9 protein-coding genes are annotated in these 15,305 nt (G+C 39.9%); 4 read left to right on the top strand and 5 right to left on the bottom strand.

The window, feature by feature from the left end:
* Positions 1-101 precede the first annotated feature (101 nt).
* Positions 102-1,565, top strand: a complete 1,464-nt coding sequence (locus KUL10_RS13275; protein WP_158525389.1) for a sulfatase — start codon at positions 102-104, stop codon at positions 1,563-1,565.
* 111 nt (positions 1,566-1,676) lie between these two features.
* On the opposite strand, the gene KUL10_RS13270 is transcribed toward KUL10_RS13275, so the two are convergent.
* The 3 genes from KUL10_RS13270 to KUL10_RS13260 form a co-directional block, all read right to left on the bottom strand.
* Positions 1,677-3,389: a BNR-4 repeat-containing protein gene (locus tag KUL10_RS13270; RefSeq protein WP_110429421.1), complete on the bottom strand. Its 1,713-nt coding sequence runs from the start codon at positions 3,387-3,389 to the stop codon at positions 1,677-1,679.
* 191 nt (positions 3,390-3,580) lie between these two features.
* Positions 3,581-4,165, bottom strand: coding sequence for a gluconate 2-dehydrogenase subunit 3 family protein (locus KUL10_RS13265; RefSeq protein WP_110429420.1), 585 nt, complete (start codon positions 4,163-4,165; stop codon positions 3,581-3,583).
* A 54-nt stretch (positions 4,166-4,219) separates the two neighbouring features.
* Positions 4,220-5,935: a GMC oxidoreductase gene (locus KUL10_RS13260; RefSeq protein ID WP_110429419.1), complete on the bottom strand. Its 1,716-nt coding sequence runs from the start codon at positions 5,933-5,935 to the stop codon at positions 4,220-4,222.
* A gap of 204 nt (positions 5,936-6,139) precedes the next feature.
* On the opposite strand from KUL10_RS13260, the gene KUL10_RS13255 reads away from it, so the two are divergent.
* Positions 6,140-7,036, top strand: a complete 897-nt coding sequence (locus tag KUL10_RS13255) for a sugar phosphate isomerase/epimerase (RefSeq protein ID WP_158525388.1) — start codon at positions 6,140-6,142, stop codon at positions 7,034-7,036.
* On the opposite strand, the gene KUL10_RS13250 is transcribed toward KUL10_RS13255, so the two are convergent.
* The gene (locus KUL10_RS13250) at positions 7,033-8,802 is read right to left on the bottom strand and encodes a sulfatase (protein ID WP_110429417.1); all 1,770 of its coding nucleotides are present in this window, start codon (positions 8,800-8,802) and stop codon (positions 7,033-7,035) included. The two genes, KUL10_RS13255 and KUL10_RS13250, sit on opposite strands and share 4 nt — an antisense overlap.
* A 300-nt stretch (positions 8,803-9,102) precedes the next feature.
* Here KUL10_RS13250 and KUL10_RS13245 point away from each other — a divergent pair, with 300 nt between their 5' ends.
* Both KUL10_RS13245 and KUL10_RS13240 read left to right on the top strand, forming a co-directional pair.
* Complete coding sequence (locus KUL10_RS13245) at positions 9,103-10,578, top strand: tetratricopeptide repeat protein (protein ID WP_110429416.1); 1,476 nt, start codon at positions 9,103-9,105, stop codon at positions 10,576-10,578.
* Positions 10,579-11,163: 585 nt separating this feature from the next.
* Complete coding sequence (locus tag KUL10_RS13240) at positions 11,164-14,208, top strand: TonB-dependent receptor (protein ID WP_110429415.1); 3,045 nt, start codon at positions 11,164-11,166, stop codon at positions 14,206-14,208.
* A 154-nt stretch (positions 14,209-14,362) separates the two neighbouring features.
* Here the strand turns inward: KUL10_RS13240 and KUL10_RS13235 are convergent, their stop codons facing one another.
* Entirely contained in the window at positions 14,363-15,298 is a 936-nt protein-coding gene (locus KUL10_RS13235; RefSeq protein ID WP_110429414.1) for a heparin lyase I family protein, read from the bottom strand.
* Positions 15,299-15,305 lie beyond the last annotated feature (7 nt).

Here is a 15,305-nt window from a genome sequence, read left to right as displayed (position 1 = left end):
GACGACAGTTTTTAAAAAATTCATTTAGTACTTTTTTGGGTGCCTATACCGCATTAAACTCGCTCGGTCTTTCAGCGAAAACGACAAAAAAGAACAATATTTTGTTCATCACTATAGATGACTTAAATGCATGGATTATGGGCTCACAACGACATCCGCTGGTTAAATGCCCAAATTTAGATAAACTAATGCAAACGTCGATAAGTTTTACAAACGCTCATTGCGCGGCACCAGTTTGCGCGGCCTCGAGGGCGGCGTTGATGACAGGTGTAGCCCCCCATGAAAGCGGCATGTACACAAATGCGCAATCTGCTTCTACGGGAACTCGCAGAGCCAACGCGCATATCGTTATAAATGACGTACCTCACTTAACGACACTTTTTAAGGAAAACGGCTATCACAATGTTGGCGCCGGTAAAATCTATCATAGGTGGGTAAGTGATGAAGCTGAACATAGTAAGCATTATCACGATTTCATGCCTGAACTGGTTATTCCCGATAAAATAAAAGAACACGGAGATGGGTATGCTGGATATAAATTTTATCCCTTTCCCGTTGATAATCCTGTTGTTGACAACTTGGGCCACAAATCTGGTCAATCTTTGGTCGCGGGTGCCGTTGACCGCAATACCAATATGTTTGACAAAAAAATGCCTGATGAACTGATTGCCGATTGGTTATGTAATAAACTGCTAGAGTTAGGCAAGACAGTTAACCCGAAACCATTTTTTATGACGGCAGGATTCTTAAGGCCTCACGTACCTTATACCGCTCCCCAAGAATACTTCGATGCAATTGATAGAGACAAAATAACGCTTCCAAGTGTAGATGACATGCTTGATATTCCGGAATATGGAAAAGCAATGACAATGGGCCTAATACCAGGTGGTGATCACAAAGCAGTTTCTGATTTGGGAGAAGAGTATTGGAAGGACCTGATGCACGGATATCTAGCGAGTATTGCCTTTGTAGACGATCAGCTTGGCAAAGTATTAAGGGCACTAAATGACAGTGGTAACGCAGAAAATACTTGGATCTTTGTTATGTCAGACCATGGACAAAACTTTGGAGAAAAGCAAAATTGGCGTAAGATGTGTCTGTGGGATGAATCCACAAGAACACCACTTATAGTCAGTCCACCAAGAGGAGCCAAAAAGAAAGTAACAGTCGATCAAGTCGTTAGCCTATTGGATGTATACCCCACCCTTTGCTCCATTTCTAATCTTCCGCAACACAATAAAATTGCAGGCCAAAGTTTACTGCCTATTATTAATAATGCCCCCTATAGACGAAGTGAACGCACTGTCTTGATTTCTTGGCACTATAAAAATTATGCGGTAAAAGCTTCTCGCTACAAGTTAATTCAATATCGAGATGGCTCAGAAGAGCTATATGATACTCAGGAAGATCCCTTAGAGCGCACCAATTTAATTACGCAAAACAAGTTTCAACCTATCGTTGAAAGCTTGAGATCGCACATTCCATCGTCTCCTTCGTTGCCTGTGGGCATGAGTGAATGGAAAGGCGATTCTTTAGATGCCATCGTTGGAAAGGTAAATTCATGACTTCTATAGCGCTTACTTATACTATTTAAGAGCTATATCGAACTGCCCTGGGAATTTGAAATCAATTAGCCCCAAATGAGGTCACTTTTGATAAAGCTGTGCACTTCACAATTAATGATTTAAAGGCCGAAATGCACCCTCAAGCCATAAATATAATCTTTGTGAAGCACCTTTTCGAACATTTAGAATAAAGCCAATAGTCTCATCTAAGTTGTTCTTTACAGGTTCCATCTGAATGCGTGAACTTTGTAAACTCAGATGTGTCTTTGAGACAAACCAGTCGCTGCCATTTTTACTCGTAGCCTCTGCATAAACTGTTTGTTTATTTTTGTCGCGGTAAATGACCATTGCAGTTTGTTGGTCTGATTGAGTACCTAACTTTTCAAGCTTTAAAAGATTTTCTATTTTATGATTTTGCTTGTCATACAAAGTTGTATTGATTTTGCTCGGCGTGGGTAAACTGTGCGTCCACTGACCATTTATGAAAGCAGTCATTCGATGTTCGCGCATGTCTTTCGTTCGGGCTTCATAAATAACTGCCGGTGAACCGTCATCCAAAAGAATTGGCGTCGTAGTAAAAGGTGTTTCTTCTCTATCTGTCGAGTCAAATGCAAGCATATTAGTGTTTGCTTGAGCTAAGGTTATAGGTAGCGAAACGCTTTCACCTTGTGCGTTATAAAACGTTTCATTGCGCGTATCTAAACGAACATAGTATGCATTTATGCGTGAATAAGTACGCTTATCGTGATATTCAAGAAAGTTACACTCATGCCACAAGAAGCTAATTGCAATATCAGTATCTGATATTTTGACAGGATTAATATAAAACGTGTCTACATTTATTGGGTTATCTTTTTGTGGGGTCGGCCATGTGATAATAACCGGCGCCTCAAATCTTTGTTGTCCGGCTGTCATTTTGTAATAGACCCAAGGTGATTTGTGTGTACCTGCACGAGTGAACAAATATATATCTCCATTGCCCATTTTGTAGCTTTTGGTGTAAGAAGCAAAAGGAGAAATATCATCTATATACTCAAATTCACTAATGTCATATGGCCTTTTTGACATCAGGTGAAGCATCCGACCACCAGCATGCGGCGTGTCTATAGATAGTGGGTTAAGACCATCTTCTCGCTCGCCACCATGTCCGCCGTATACGATATGTATATGCCCAAGGGAATCAATTTCGATAATTGGACGACCATGACTATCGAACTTTCTATCATCTTTTGAAAGTGTACTTTCACCTGCTTTTAAAGGCCCTTCCCATACATTGGTTTTGAGATTAAAGCTTGCAATATAAGGATCAGAAAGCTGTCCTTGATATGTTATGTATAAGGTATCTCCAGATAGATAGTGCCACCCGCGGTGCGGATTGCCTTGTAAATTTTCGGTGAAGTGCCCTTTAGGTACTGATGGAAGCGTAGTTGGCATTGCCTTTTTGGGCCCCAAATTTTCATTTGGTAAATTATAAATATCAAGAAAGGTTTTGTTATTTCGGTACGCATCATAAATTGTTTGGAATTCAGGGTACTGTCCATACATGTATTGATCTATGCGCCACCTCCAATATTCCTGACTTTCAACATCTTGTGGATTAATTTGGGCCTGTAACGCTGAAAAAACAGGATCGTCTTTAGACAACACATCAATTAAAGCGTGTCTTTGTGCGTAAAATTGTTCACTTGTGATGGACTTTGGGCTCTGGTTTTGACTGATGATTGGTTGCATGCAACCCGTACTAAGAAAAAAAATAGCGGTGAGTAAAATCATCATGAAAAACGATTTAAGTGAATAAGCGTGAGTGGGTTGCTTGCATTTCATTTAAAAATATCTCTGTTCAAGTATAACCTTATGCCAAGAGATAACGAACACAAACTCTTAACAATTACTCAAACGAGTTTACATACTTTCACAAACAATCACAATAACTCAAATACGTTCATATTGTTTACTTATAAATAGTAGATTTTTTTATCAATGAGTATGTGAAACATTTCTTGTGAATAATACGCCTATGAAGCACGTCCTAAACGCTTATTTACCAGATTCTGGTACTCTTGCTTTGACAAGCACCCTTTATAGGTACCAGGTATCAATACGTAGTCAGGGTTAGCTTCTTCAGAGGTGTAATACACATGAAAAATCAACTCTTTAAGCTTTCTATAGTTTATTGAAATATCAGTATTGGGATTATCAAACGAGCGTTTGTCTAAAACAGTTAATAGCGATACTCGTTCAGGTTGTAACGATTCAAGATAGTTTTTTTTGTATGAATCCTGAGCTAGTTTTTCTACCTGTATTATTAACTGCCTGTATCGTTTTTTTGTATCATTTCCTGCCCAACTCAACATTAATGCATCTAAAACGGGAATTACTTGTGCCTCTGTAGCACCCGGAGTGTGTGTTTTTGGGATCATTATTTCAGCAATATCAGTTAACACTGTTAGTTCATGAGCATTGAAAAATTGACCATCTGCCAGTATTTTCTTTATTCCTACCGAGCTTTCAGTTTTAGGCAAACTGGCTAAGATTGGGGCCGATACAAAAAACGCTGCTGTGCCCAGAAACACTCTACGTGTTATTTTATTTTCTATCATATTGGTTTCCTAAAAATCGCGTAATATTTTCATACAGCCGAATGTTGGGCTTAGTTATAACGTACCTGCTTCCATCAATTTTGCAGCATAGTTAGCAGACCTAGCCGTAATCGCCATATAAGTTAACGATGGGTTTTGTGTTGCACATGAAGACATGCACGCGCCATCAGTAACAAATAGGTTGGCTACGTCATGACATTGTGCCCATTTATTTAAGACCGATGCTTTTGGGTCATCTCCCATACATGCGCCCCCCATTTCATGGATTCTATCGCCAATTTGGATATGCTGATCCTCAGCAACTTGATTAATGTTAATATTGGTGCATCCAGCAACCTCAAGCATCTCTTTAATATCGATAGCAGCTTGTTTAATCATTTTCCGCTCGTTCTCTTTAATTTGAGCATCGATATGTAATAAAGGAATGCCCCATTGATCTCGCTTATTGGCGTGTAAACTCGCTGCATTATCAAAATACGGCAGCATTTCACCATACATAAGCGTAATAAAACGCCAGACAGTTGGCACTTTACTATTATCTTTTACCTGCTTGCCCAAGCCCGCAGATTTAGCCTTTGTACCTGAGTGACGCCTTTGTTGCGCAGTGGCTTGGTAACCATAACCACGAACAAAATTGACCCCATCTTTTTGATCATGCCGATAATTGGGAATGTAGGTCGCAATCGGTCGCCTTCCAAAAGCCACTTTGTCTGAAAATCCAGGTACTATTGCATTTGTTTGCACACCAGAGAAATGGTCCATAATGTAATGACCAAGGACACCGCTAGAGTTAGCAATGCCATTTTTAAAGGTTTCAGACTTGGAGTTGAGCATAATTTGTATAGAAGCAAAGGCAGAAGCACATAAAAACACAACACGTGCATGATATTGGCGCTCTTGTTTGGTTTTTGCATCTATTACGGAAACACCCGATGCTTTGCGTGTCTTCGCGTCATAGTTTACCTTTGACACGATTGCATCGGTCACCACTGTTAGGTTACCTGTGCGCTTTGCCGCTGGCAAAGTAGCTGATAAAGAACTGAAATATGCACCAAAACTGCAACCTCTTTTGCAATATGCTCGCGCCTGACATTGCCCTCTACCCAAAGCACTTTGAACGGCATTGGGTTCTGTAATATTGGCGGCTCGGCCAATAATCAAACGTCTATCTTGATAGGCTTGTTCGAGCTTTTCTGATATGTGCGTTTCAGCACAACTCATTTCCCAAGGTTTTTGAAAGACCCCATCTGGTAACACATCTAAACCGTCTTTATTTGCAGAAATACCTACAAATTCTTCTACATAATCGTACCACGGTGCTAAATCTTGATAGCCTATCGGCCAAGGAACACCATGACCATCTTTAGCGTTGGCCTCAAAATCTTTTGGTCCCCACCTGAGTGACTGCCGCCCCCACGTTAATGAGCGTCCACCTAATTGATAACCACGAACCCACTTGGCTGGTCGATCTTTGGGGTATGAAAATGGATGCTCTTTGTTGTCCGTAAAAAACTGCTGAGTTGCTCCTTTAAAAAACCCCTTACCGCTGATGTCTGTATAACGACCGTCCTCGCCAAAACTCTCCGGCAGTAAATTTCTATTCTGTATTTTCCAAGGAGCTTGCATATCGGTATATTCAGTTCCACGATGATCGATGTTGCGACCGCGTTCGATCACCAAAGTCTTAAACCCCTTTTCACAAAACTCCTTGGCCGCCCACCCTCCGGTGATCCCTGATCCAACTACAATCACATCGTATTTTTCAGTCATAACATCCCTTCTAATCAAAAACATAAGATGATTAAATTTGAACAATCTTGCCTTTTTAAAATAAGAAAAATAAAAACGCATAAAAAAGAAGCGCAAAAAAAACAGGCTAACCCTCTAATTTTTAATACATTGTTATTTTATAGGACAACAATTCACAAATCATATACAATCATTTTCAATCAATATAACTTAAAAAATCAAGCAATGACTAACACAAAATACTTTTTTACTCGTTTTTTTGCACTGTCATGCATCTTGTTCACGCCATTTGAAGCTTACTCAAAAGCAGATTCCGCACCGATTCCGAAGCTCAGTGTGCAACTTCACTCAGTCAGAGGTGATGTATCAAAAGACTTTAAATCCACATTAAAGAAAATTGCTGAAATTGGCTTTAGCGGTATCGAGTTTGCAGGGCGTTACGGCCCGTATGATAATGATCCAATAGGATTAAAAAACTTCTTAAAGGAATTAGGTCTCGAAGTTAGCGGCGTTCATATCTCGCTTCGTCAACTTACCGGCAGTGACGCAGATAAACACCTAGCTTTTTTTAAAGCCTTAGGTACCGAGTTCATAATCATTCCCTTTGATAGTCGTGCTAGTCAGTCTGAGAATATAGATGAGTTCATCAATGAGTTGAAACAAGTGAATAAGCGCGTCAGAGCGATGGATATGTACATGGGTTACCATAACCATTCTTCGGAGTTCGAAACGTTCAAAGAGGAAAGTTTTTGGGACTATATAGCAATTAACACCCCCGATGACTTGATACTACAACTTGATGTTGGTTGGGCTACTTTCGCGGGTGTTGATCCAGTTGAATATGTAAAACGATTTCCTCAGCGAACGCTCACAACACACTTCAAAATAAGAACTTACAAAGGTAAACCTGGGGTTGTTTCAACTAGTCATCAGGTGATTTTAGGCGAAGATAACTTTGATTGGAAACGCTTGATAGAATCGAGCATTGAATTTGGCAATACTCGATGGATCGTGGTTGAACAAGAAGAATACCCAATCCCACTGAGTCCAATGCAGGCAGTCGAAGCATCGTTTAATGGTATAAACGCTATTCTCCATGAAGTTAAAAAAAATAGGGGCTAGTTTACACTTATTTCAACAGTCACACTTTCGTTGTACCCCAAGCGGTGCGCCACCACTTTATATTCAGTGTCTGTTTTGACTCGAATAGGGGCTTGATAAAGCTGCCATTCTGAGTTCCCTTTTTCGCTAACCTCTTGGTAAGAGATAACTGCACCTTTAGTTTCGCTACTCATATACAAATGGCCATCTTGAATACTTAAGTTAGGTGTTTGAGTGACTGGCTTGTCAGCGCTTCCTCCCCAAAGTGAATCTATCAATTGACGTTCTGGTTGATTGGGCAAGTCACCAATCTCATTTAGCCAGCGATTGTTTTCAGCCCGAAGCTCCTGCAAAATACCTAGGTACTCAGGTTTGCTCGCAAGATTGTTTAACTCATGAGGATCCAACAGTGTGTCAAATAGTTCTTCTTTGGGTTTTAACTGTCTAAACCACTGGGCTTGAATTTCATTTAATTTACCAGCTTCACGCAACCGCAGCAGCTCTTGCATCGTTGGGATCTTTTCTCGGTAGCTTACGGGTAGATAGTAGCCTTGTTGTGGACGATAGTTACGAATGTACTTAAATCGACTATTTTTTACCGCACGGATACTGTCGGTAAATCCATCAAAGCGGTCTGCTGCAGCATGAATATACTCTCTCTCACCATCGTCAATATCGGTCACTTTATCTAAAAAATTGACACCATGCATATGCTCAGGAATTGTCTGCCCTGCCAACGCCAGTGTAGAAGGTACAAAATCTACAAAACTAATTAATTGGTCATCAGTAGTACCTGCAAAATTACTATTTGGAAAGCGTATAATTAAAGGGACTCTTAAACCGCTATCGTAAATCAAACGTTTCTGTCGCGGCAGTGGTCCACCGTGATCTGCGTAAAACACAATCACGGTGTTTTCGTATAAGCCGTCATCTTTTAGCTGTCGGATTACAGCGGCAATTTGGCGATCTGTCTCTGCAAGATTGTTATACATTTTCCATAAATCGCGACGCACAAGTGGTGTATCAGGTAAATAAGGAGGAATGGGAAATTCCTTATTTTTATTCACGTGGATAGGCGTCTCTTGTTCGTTTGTTTTGACTGAGTGATGCTGCGGAAGTGCCCTTATCTTTGCCTCGTCATCAGAAAAATAATGTCTAGCCTCTATTTTTCTGATTCCGTAGGGCTCAAACAATCCCGACTCGTGTGTAGTAGTGAAATTTACAACTGAGAAAAAAGCCTGCCCTTCAGGTCTTTTACGCCAATGGGCGAGAGGTCCGCTTTCATTCCAAGCTGCCTTTGGATGTTTAAATTGATAATCAGTTTTGTAATTATTAGTGGTGTAATATCCGGCCTCTCGCATGTATTGACTCAGCATTTTAGCTTGGGAGGGTGGAACCGCCTCATATTTCGGTAAACCCGTTGTCTTTGTATCTGATGTTGTACGCATATGATTTGCACCAACGGCTGATGGATACATACCAAGTGCCAATGCCGCTCGACTTGGAGCGCAGACGCCAGAAGTCGAATAAACATTTGTGTATGTTACTCCCTCTTTAGCTAACTGAGTTATTGCAGGAGTAGCAATAGTGGGATCGCCATATACCGATAGAATTGGACTCATATCCTCTACAACTAACCAGAGAATATTTGGTTTACTTTTACCTGCATTAATAGCTCCCCCATTCACATTAGTGACTTCAGCCACGTTAGCTTTGCAAATAGAGGTAAAAATAAACAAACAAATTAATGTCGACAAAGGTGCATAGTCGAATATTGATGCTTTCATAACAAGGTAGGTCCTTAAACAGCAAGTCTTACAAATACAATACGTTGATTTATATAAATATAAGAAAACACTCAAACCAAACAAATGCAACAATTTTAGATCACATTAATTCATTTTAAATCACAAATTCAATTGGTTTTTTGAACAAACACACTGCTAATTTTATTTATAAACCTAAAACCATAGCCTTTACGAATAACTCTTTACGAAAATTTTACATAAAAACAGTTTCATATCATGTCAAATCTAAGCAATATACCCTATGATATTTAAGCCATATTAACTAAGGTAAATTGCTCAATGTACAAATCGTCACTTTTATTCTTACTTTTCTTTCTGCCAACCTTTGCAAAAGGAACAGATATTTTTTTAGCTGACAAATATTTTACTGAGCAAAAATATGCATTAGCAAAAAAGGAATACTTAGCCTCTGCAAAAGTCGGAAATCCTCATGCTTACTATCAGCTAGGTAATATGTATCATAAAGGTTTAGGTGGAGAAAAAGACGCTGTAAACGCTATGCTATATTTTTATTTGGCTGCTGAACAAAAATTTCATAACTCAGAACAAATAATCACAAATATCTTAGATTCGTTACCAAAAGAAAATCAACACTCTATATTGCAGGTACTTGAAGACTACAAAAAGAGTCACGGTATTGAGCGCAAAATCACTCAATACTTCCCTGTTCTCGAAACAGGCGACCCAATAGAGACAATTAAATTTAATGGCGAAGCTACACGAAAAACAGTTTACCACCCTCAAGATATAGAACTTGACGATTATCAGCCCAATACTTTTGGCGGTGACCTTTCATTTGATGCAAGTTCAGATGAGGCGTTTTCAGACGACTCAATTGAGTTAGTGAGATCGACGCCTCGAACCCCTTTTTTAATAATCGATCACGATATTGCCAGCGATGGTTCGATTCGCTATACAAGTGAAGTGCAAAAATTTGGCCACTATCAACCTTTGCTTGAACAATTCATTCTATTCCCAATTGAGGTGCCTATGCATGGCGAGCAAGCAGTTGACTTTGCAAGTCGGACTTATCTTGGAGCAGCGGCATTTAACAAATTTGCCTTGATTCGAGAAAATGAAAAAATGTATGAACAAGTTGTTCGCCAAACGCGGAAATTCAGAAAAGGTGGTACGGTTAATGATCAATTTAATCTGGCAATGTTAATGCTGAACTTTCCTTGGATAGAACAAGAAGACACTGAAGCGGAACAGATACTTCTTAGGCTTTCAGAAACCGGCCATTCGCCTGCTATGTATGAGTATGGATTCAAACTTTATCGCGAACAAAGAGACCTTGCGCAAGCCATACACTGGTTGTCTGAAGCAAGTAAATATGGTTTGGTGAGAGCTGAGTATCGATTAGCCAAAATTTTACAAACGAGCCCTTGGGTGATTAAAGATGAGAAAAAAGCACTGTTTTGGTTTGAGTCAGCTATGTCTAAAGGTGATATTGAGTCACATATTGCCGCAGTTGATATTTTATTTAATAGCAAAAATAAAGAAGTAGCTAACTATGACAAGGCCGTCAAGTACCTTTTAGCGTTGACAGAAACGGCTAACAACGACCCCCGCTATAACTACTTGCTAGCCTTGAAATACAGAACCGGTGCTAATCGCAATATTAAGTTAGCAGTAGAAAATTTAGAAACGGCTATACTTCGCGGACAAATGAAAAACTGGGACGTTTCAAGTTGGCAAGATCTGTTAACCAGAATTACAACCGGTAATATATTTGTTACTGATTATGAAAATTAAATTTAAAAATATAACAATTCAATCTCCGTTATTGAGCGAATGGCTCGCAATTAAAAATAACACCGCCACATCAAAATAAGTACATAATATTAATATGTGATAATTGTTTCACTTTTCTCTCAGCCCCAAACTTCTTGGGGCTTGCAGCCTTGCCTCTCATAATTCCCTATAATTTAACTTTAAACAATTCGCATTAAAATTAAGCAGATTTGCAAGTTAATGACGGTTAACAAATGTTGAATAATTCATTGTCATAAAAATTATTTATATTTATCTATTGGCATTAGTCTGCAATGAAAAACAAGCAAAAAAAACAATATAAATCTTTTAAATCAAACACTTAAATAAATCCAATCATTGATATAACCAAACAAACCACATCACACATTAAAACAACAAATATTTAACAACCCATTGCTTTAAACTTTACATCGTGTATATTTATGACTGTAAATGATTTCTTTTGAGTGATTAAGGCGTTTAGAGCATCATTCAAAGAATAATTTAATGACAATACAGCACACAATAAAACCTCTAAAATGCATGACCGCTGAATTAGAGGTTTTAAAGAATTAAGGTTTCACAATGAAAAAACCATTATCTAATAAGACACAACAAGCTCGTTCAACCCTAATATGCAGTGTTACTGGCATGTTATTAGCAGTCAGCGCGCCTTCACTAATAGCTCAAGAAGTTAATTCAGCGCTAGAAAATAAAAATGAAAGTACGTTAGAGGTAATCGAAGTAAAAGGCGTAAGGAGCTCTTTAGAAGCAGCTCTTGACGTAAAAAGAAACGCAAATTCAGTTGTTGATGCAATATCTGCTCAAGACATTGACTCTCTCCCAGCGCTTGACTTGGGAGAAGCCCTACAAGCATTGCCGGGCGTGCAACTAAATACCGAAGATGCTCAACGTAATTCGGAAATCAGTTTGCGAGGCCTTGGAAGTGGATTTGTAAAGACGACCGCAGAAGGTCAATCATTTGCAACACCTAGTCGCTCGACTAGCCAAGTTGGCAGCACAAACCCTTTTGGCTCCTTCGAAGCGAGTGTATTTGATGGTATTACAGTCATTAAAAGTCCAACCGCTGATATCCAAGAAGGCGGTATCGCGGGCGTAGTTGATAAGAAACTACAGCGAGCATTAAGTAAGTCCGACGGTCGCTATTCAGTTAGCCTAGGTAGTCGTTATGAAGAGCTATCGCAAGCTTGGGACACAGAGTTTCGCTTTTCAGGTACTAAGCATTTGATAAAAGATAAGCTTGCCATTGCTGGTAAAATTGCAGCTTCAGAACAAAACTTCCGCCGTGACACAGCAAACTGGGATCAGCGCGCCTTTGTTAATAATGACGTGGCCAATGTTGATGAATTTATCCAGCGCCATGGTCTTGAAGAAAATGCGAGTATTTATGCACCGATTCGTGCTCGCCAAATTACAGAGAATGCCAGAGGTGACAGAATCTCGGCTACTGGTAATATCGAATGGAAAGCAACTGATAATTTAAAGTTAGGCGCTAATGTTCTATATACCAAGCGTACGCTCGATGAAAGTAACATGGAAGACGTAAACTTTTCTATTCGTCGCCAACTTGATACTCGCTACACTCGGGGCGAAAACACTGGACAAGTCATTCAAGAAGTTGACCTAATCGGTAGCCCTGTTCGACTAAACGACGGTGCAGATGGCAATCCGATCTATTCTGTAGACCAAGTAAGGCTAACCAATGTTAGTTGGGCGCCAGCCAATCGATTGTTTTCATATATCGAAGAAGCGAAAGGTGTCTTTTTATACGGTAATTATGCTAACGAAAATTGGGTAATAGATAGCACAGTAAGTGCATCTAACGCATCAAATGAATTTGTTAATGAAGGCCTTGATGTTCGCCATCTAACCTCGCGTAACAACAATGGTTTTGAACCAACAGGTATCACTGGGTTTATCAATACAGGAAATGGTGACTTAGGTAGTGCATCCTCTTCTCTAACGGGAATCGATAACTTTACATATACTGGAAACTGGGGCAGCGTTCCGCTAACGCGCTTTGATACACGTTTAGATAAAGCTGTAAATGGCCGCAGAGATGTAAGACTTTACGTCAACGGTCGTGTTGACCGACCTGAGCGTGATTTTAATAGTTTTGAAGCTAACGCTAAGCGCTTTGTTGATTTTGGTGTTGATTCTGCAAAAATCACCTCTGTTAAGTTTGGTGTGCGTCAATCTAATGAAGAGCTTGTTAACGATGACTTCAGAATCGGTGCAGGTGGCATTAACACAAGCGGTTTATCTGACGAAACGATTTTTCGTGACTCATTAACATCAGATGGCCAGGCAGAATACTTTAATGGTGACTTCCCTGGTTATTACGATATTAATAACGGTTGGAGAGTCTTAGATTCAGAAAACCTTAAACGATTACTACAAGCAGACCGTGATATTCCTGAAGGTGCTGTATTAGCAGGAGATACGGGTTGGTTCATCAGAACGGCCGGTGGTCGAAATCAATTCTACGCGAATAACTTCTCTGTCGAGCAACAAATCAATGCGGCCTATATTATGGCTGATTTTGAAGGTGATATCGGTAATATGTTTTACTCGGGCAACATCGGTGTTCGTCACGTAGAAACCAAAAATGACCTAATCGGCTCCGGCTTTATTAACGGTGAGGACGTGCCATTTGTAACTGAAAACGATTATGATCACACCTTACCATCATTTAATATGGCGCTAGAAGTCAGTGACGATGTAGTGCTTCGTACTGCGTATGCAGAAGGTCTTGTGCGCCCAAATTTGAGGTCTCAAACACCTAGTGGCGAGATTGCTTCAAGTGTGAACAGTGTTCGTATCGACAATCCTAGAAGTGACGTAGAGCCCTATACCTCAACGAGTTACGACCTTTCTCTTGAATGGTATAACCGAGATGGTAGTGCGGTTTCTGTGGGCTATTTCAGAAAAGAAATTACAAACTTGTTTGATCGACAGACTATTTGTCCAGTTGGCAATGAAGCTCAGTTTGGTGGACTGGTTGGCGACCTTGAACAAATCGATCAACCAGATGGTGGTTTTATCTGTCAAGAAGTAGGCTCATTTACTGACCCAGAAACAGGTGAAACAACAGATAACCGTGCTGTAAACATCCGTGAATATACGAACATTGATGCAACAATTGATGTGAATGGCTTTGAACTTGCTATTCAGCAGAAATTAGATTTCCTTCCTTATCCATGGAACGGTTTTGGTGGTGTATTTAACTACACGTATGTTAAGACAGATGAAGGCCCAGATGCACCTCCAATGACGAGAATTGCACCTCGCTCATATAACCTGATTACATATTGGGAAAATGATGGCATCAGTATTCGTCTTGCGTACAACTGGCAGGATGAGAAGCTACTAAGTGCGGGTGGTGGTGATCCAACATTCTTAGGCAGTGACGCTCGCTCTCAAACTGCGGGTGGTCGTTTAGACTTATCTGCCTCTTACAGATGGAATAAAAACTTACGACTTAACCTACGTGCGTTTAACTTAAACAATCGTCAAGAATATGATTTTATTGGTGGAAACGAAGATGCGATTCATCGCGTTCGTTATGCAGGCCGTCAGTATCAAGTTTTCGCGACGTATTCATTTTAGAAACAAACTGTTCCTAAACTTTTAGGAACAGTCCAAATAACACAAAAAAGCTAACGTTTAGTTAAGCTTTTTTTATGCTTGGCAACTGAGCGATCTATTGCTACCAGGGGAGCACCAAACCTAAGGTTGTTTAGTTATGTAACTACTTAGAAGTTTATTTTGCTTTTAGGAGTTTTGGAGCGACCGTCTCATAGTTTGCGTTTTTTTCATCAGTCATTTTAATTTCATCTAAATACAAATAATGATCATTTTGCATAACACTTAAGTCGCCATTGAAATACATTCCCCAGGAAGGATATATGCCATTATCATCGTTGTATCCAAATTGAATATTATGCTTATTGAGTACCTTCTTCCCATCTACCCATAACTCAATTAATCCAGTCTTTGAATCGGAATAATCAACTCTCACATGAACGACAAAGTCAACCCATCGCCCAAGGTAATCGGATTTTTTACCAGGTACCCTATACGACTCGGTACCTTTTCCTGAGCGAGTAATACTTTTTTCATCAGGATCCCATTTCCAACTGCCAAATAGTCCCTTCTCGTCAAGAGAAATGTAAAAAGGCGGATTACGTGAGTGTTCATTCAATCGTTTATCCGCACTACCATGTATTTGAAAAAACAACCAATGATTAGGCTCATTTGCGGTTCCATCAGCGGGAAAGAAAAAGCTAAAACCATACCATGCTTCGGCACCCAATACTTTTTTAGTTTTAAAACCGTGAAACATTGCTTTACGGTCGACATTATCGACTTTACGTTCGTCACCATTAAACTTAGCGGGGTGCTTATGATACCAAACAAGCTTTGCTGAATAGTTTCCTTCACGGACGATTTTGTCTTCTAATTCAAATGAATGATTACCCTGAAGTTGATTAAACATAAACCCTTCGGGTATACCTTTGTTTAACCCTGGCGTAAATCCTCTTGAGTGAGGCGCGTTCCATCCACCATTTTCGAACCCTTCTGATATCATGTCAGCAGAACCCTCTTTGGGAGAAGCAACTGCACCTTCATTCGCGTGCGTATGGGCTGCGCCCACAAAGAACGCGAGTAATGAATAGCTAATAAAATGTTTGCTCATTTTCTTT

This window comes from Glaciecola sp. KUL10, from assembly GCF_003203515.1.
Classification (GTDB): Bacteria; Pseudomonadota; Gammaproteobacteria; order Enterobacterales; family Alteromonadaceae; genus Glaciecola.
Note: the sequence above shows the minus strand (reverse complement) of the source record. Positions and strands in the feature narration are given on the sequence as shown.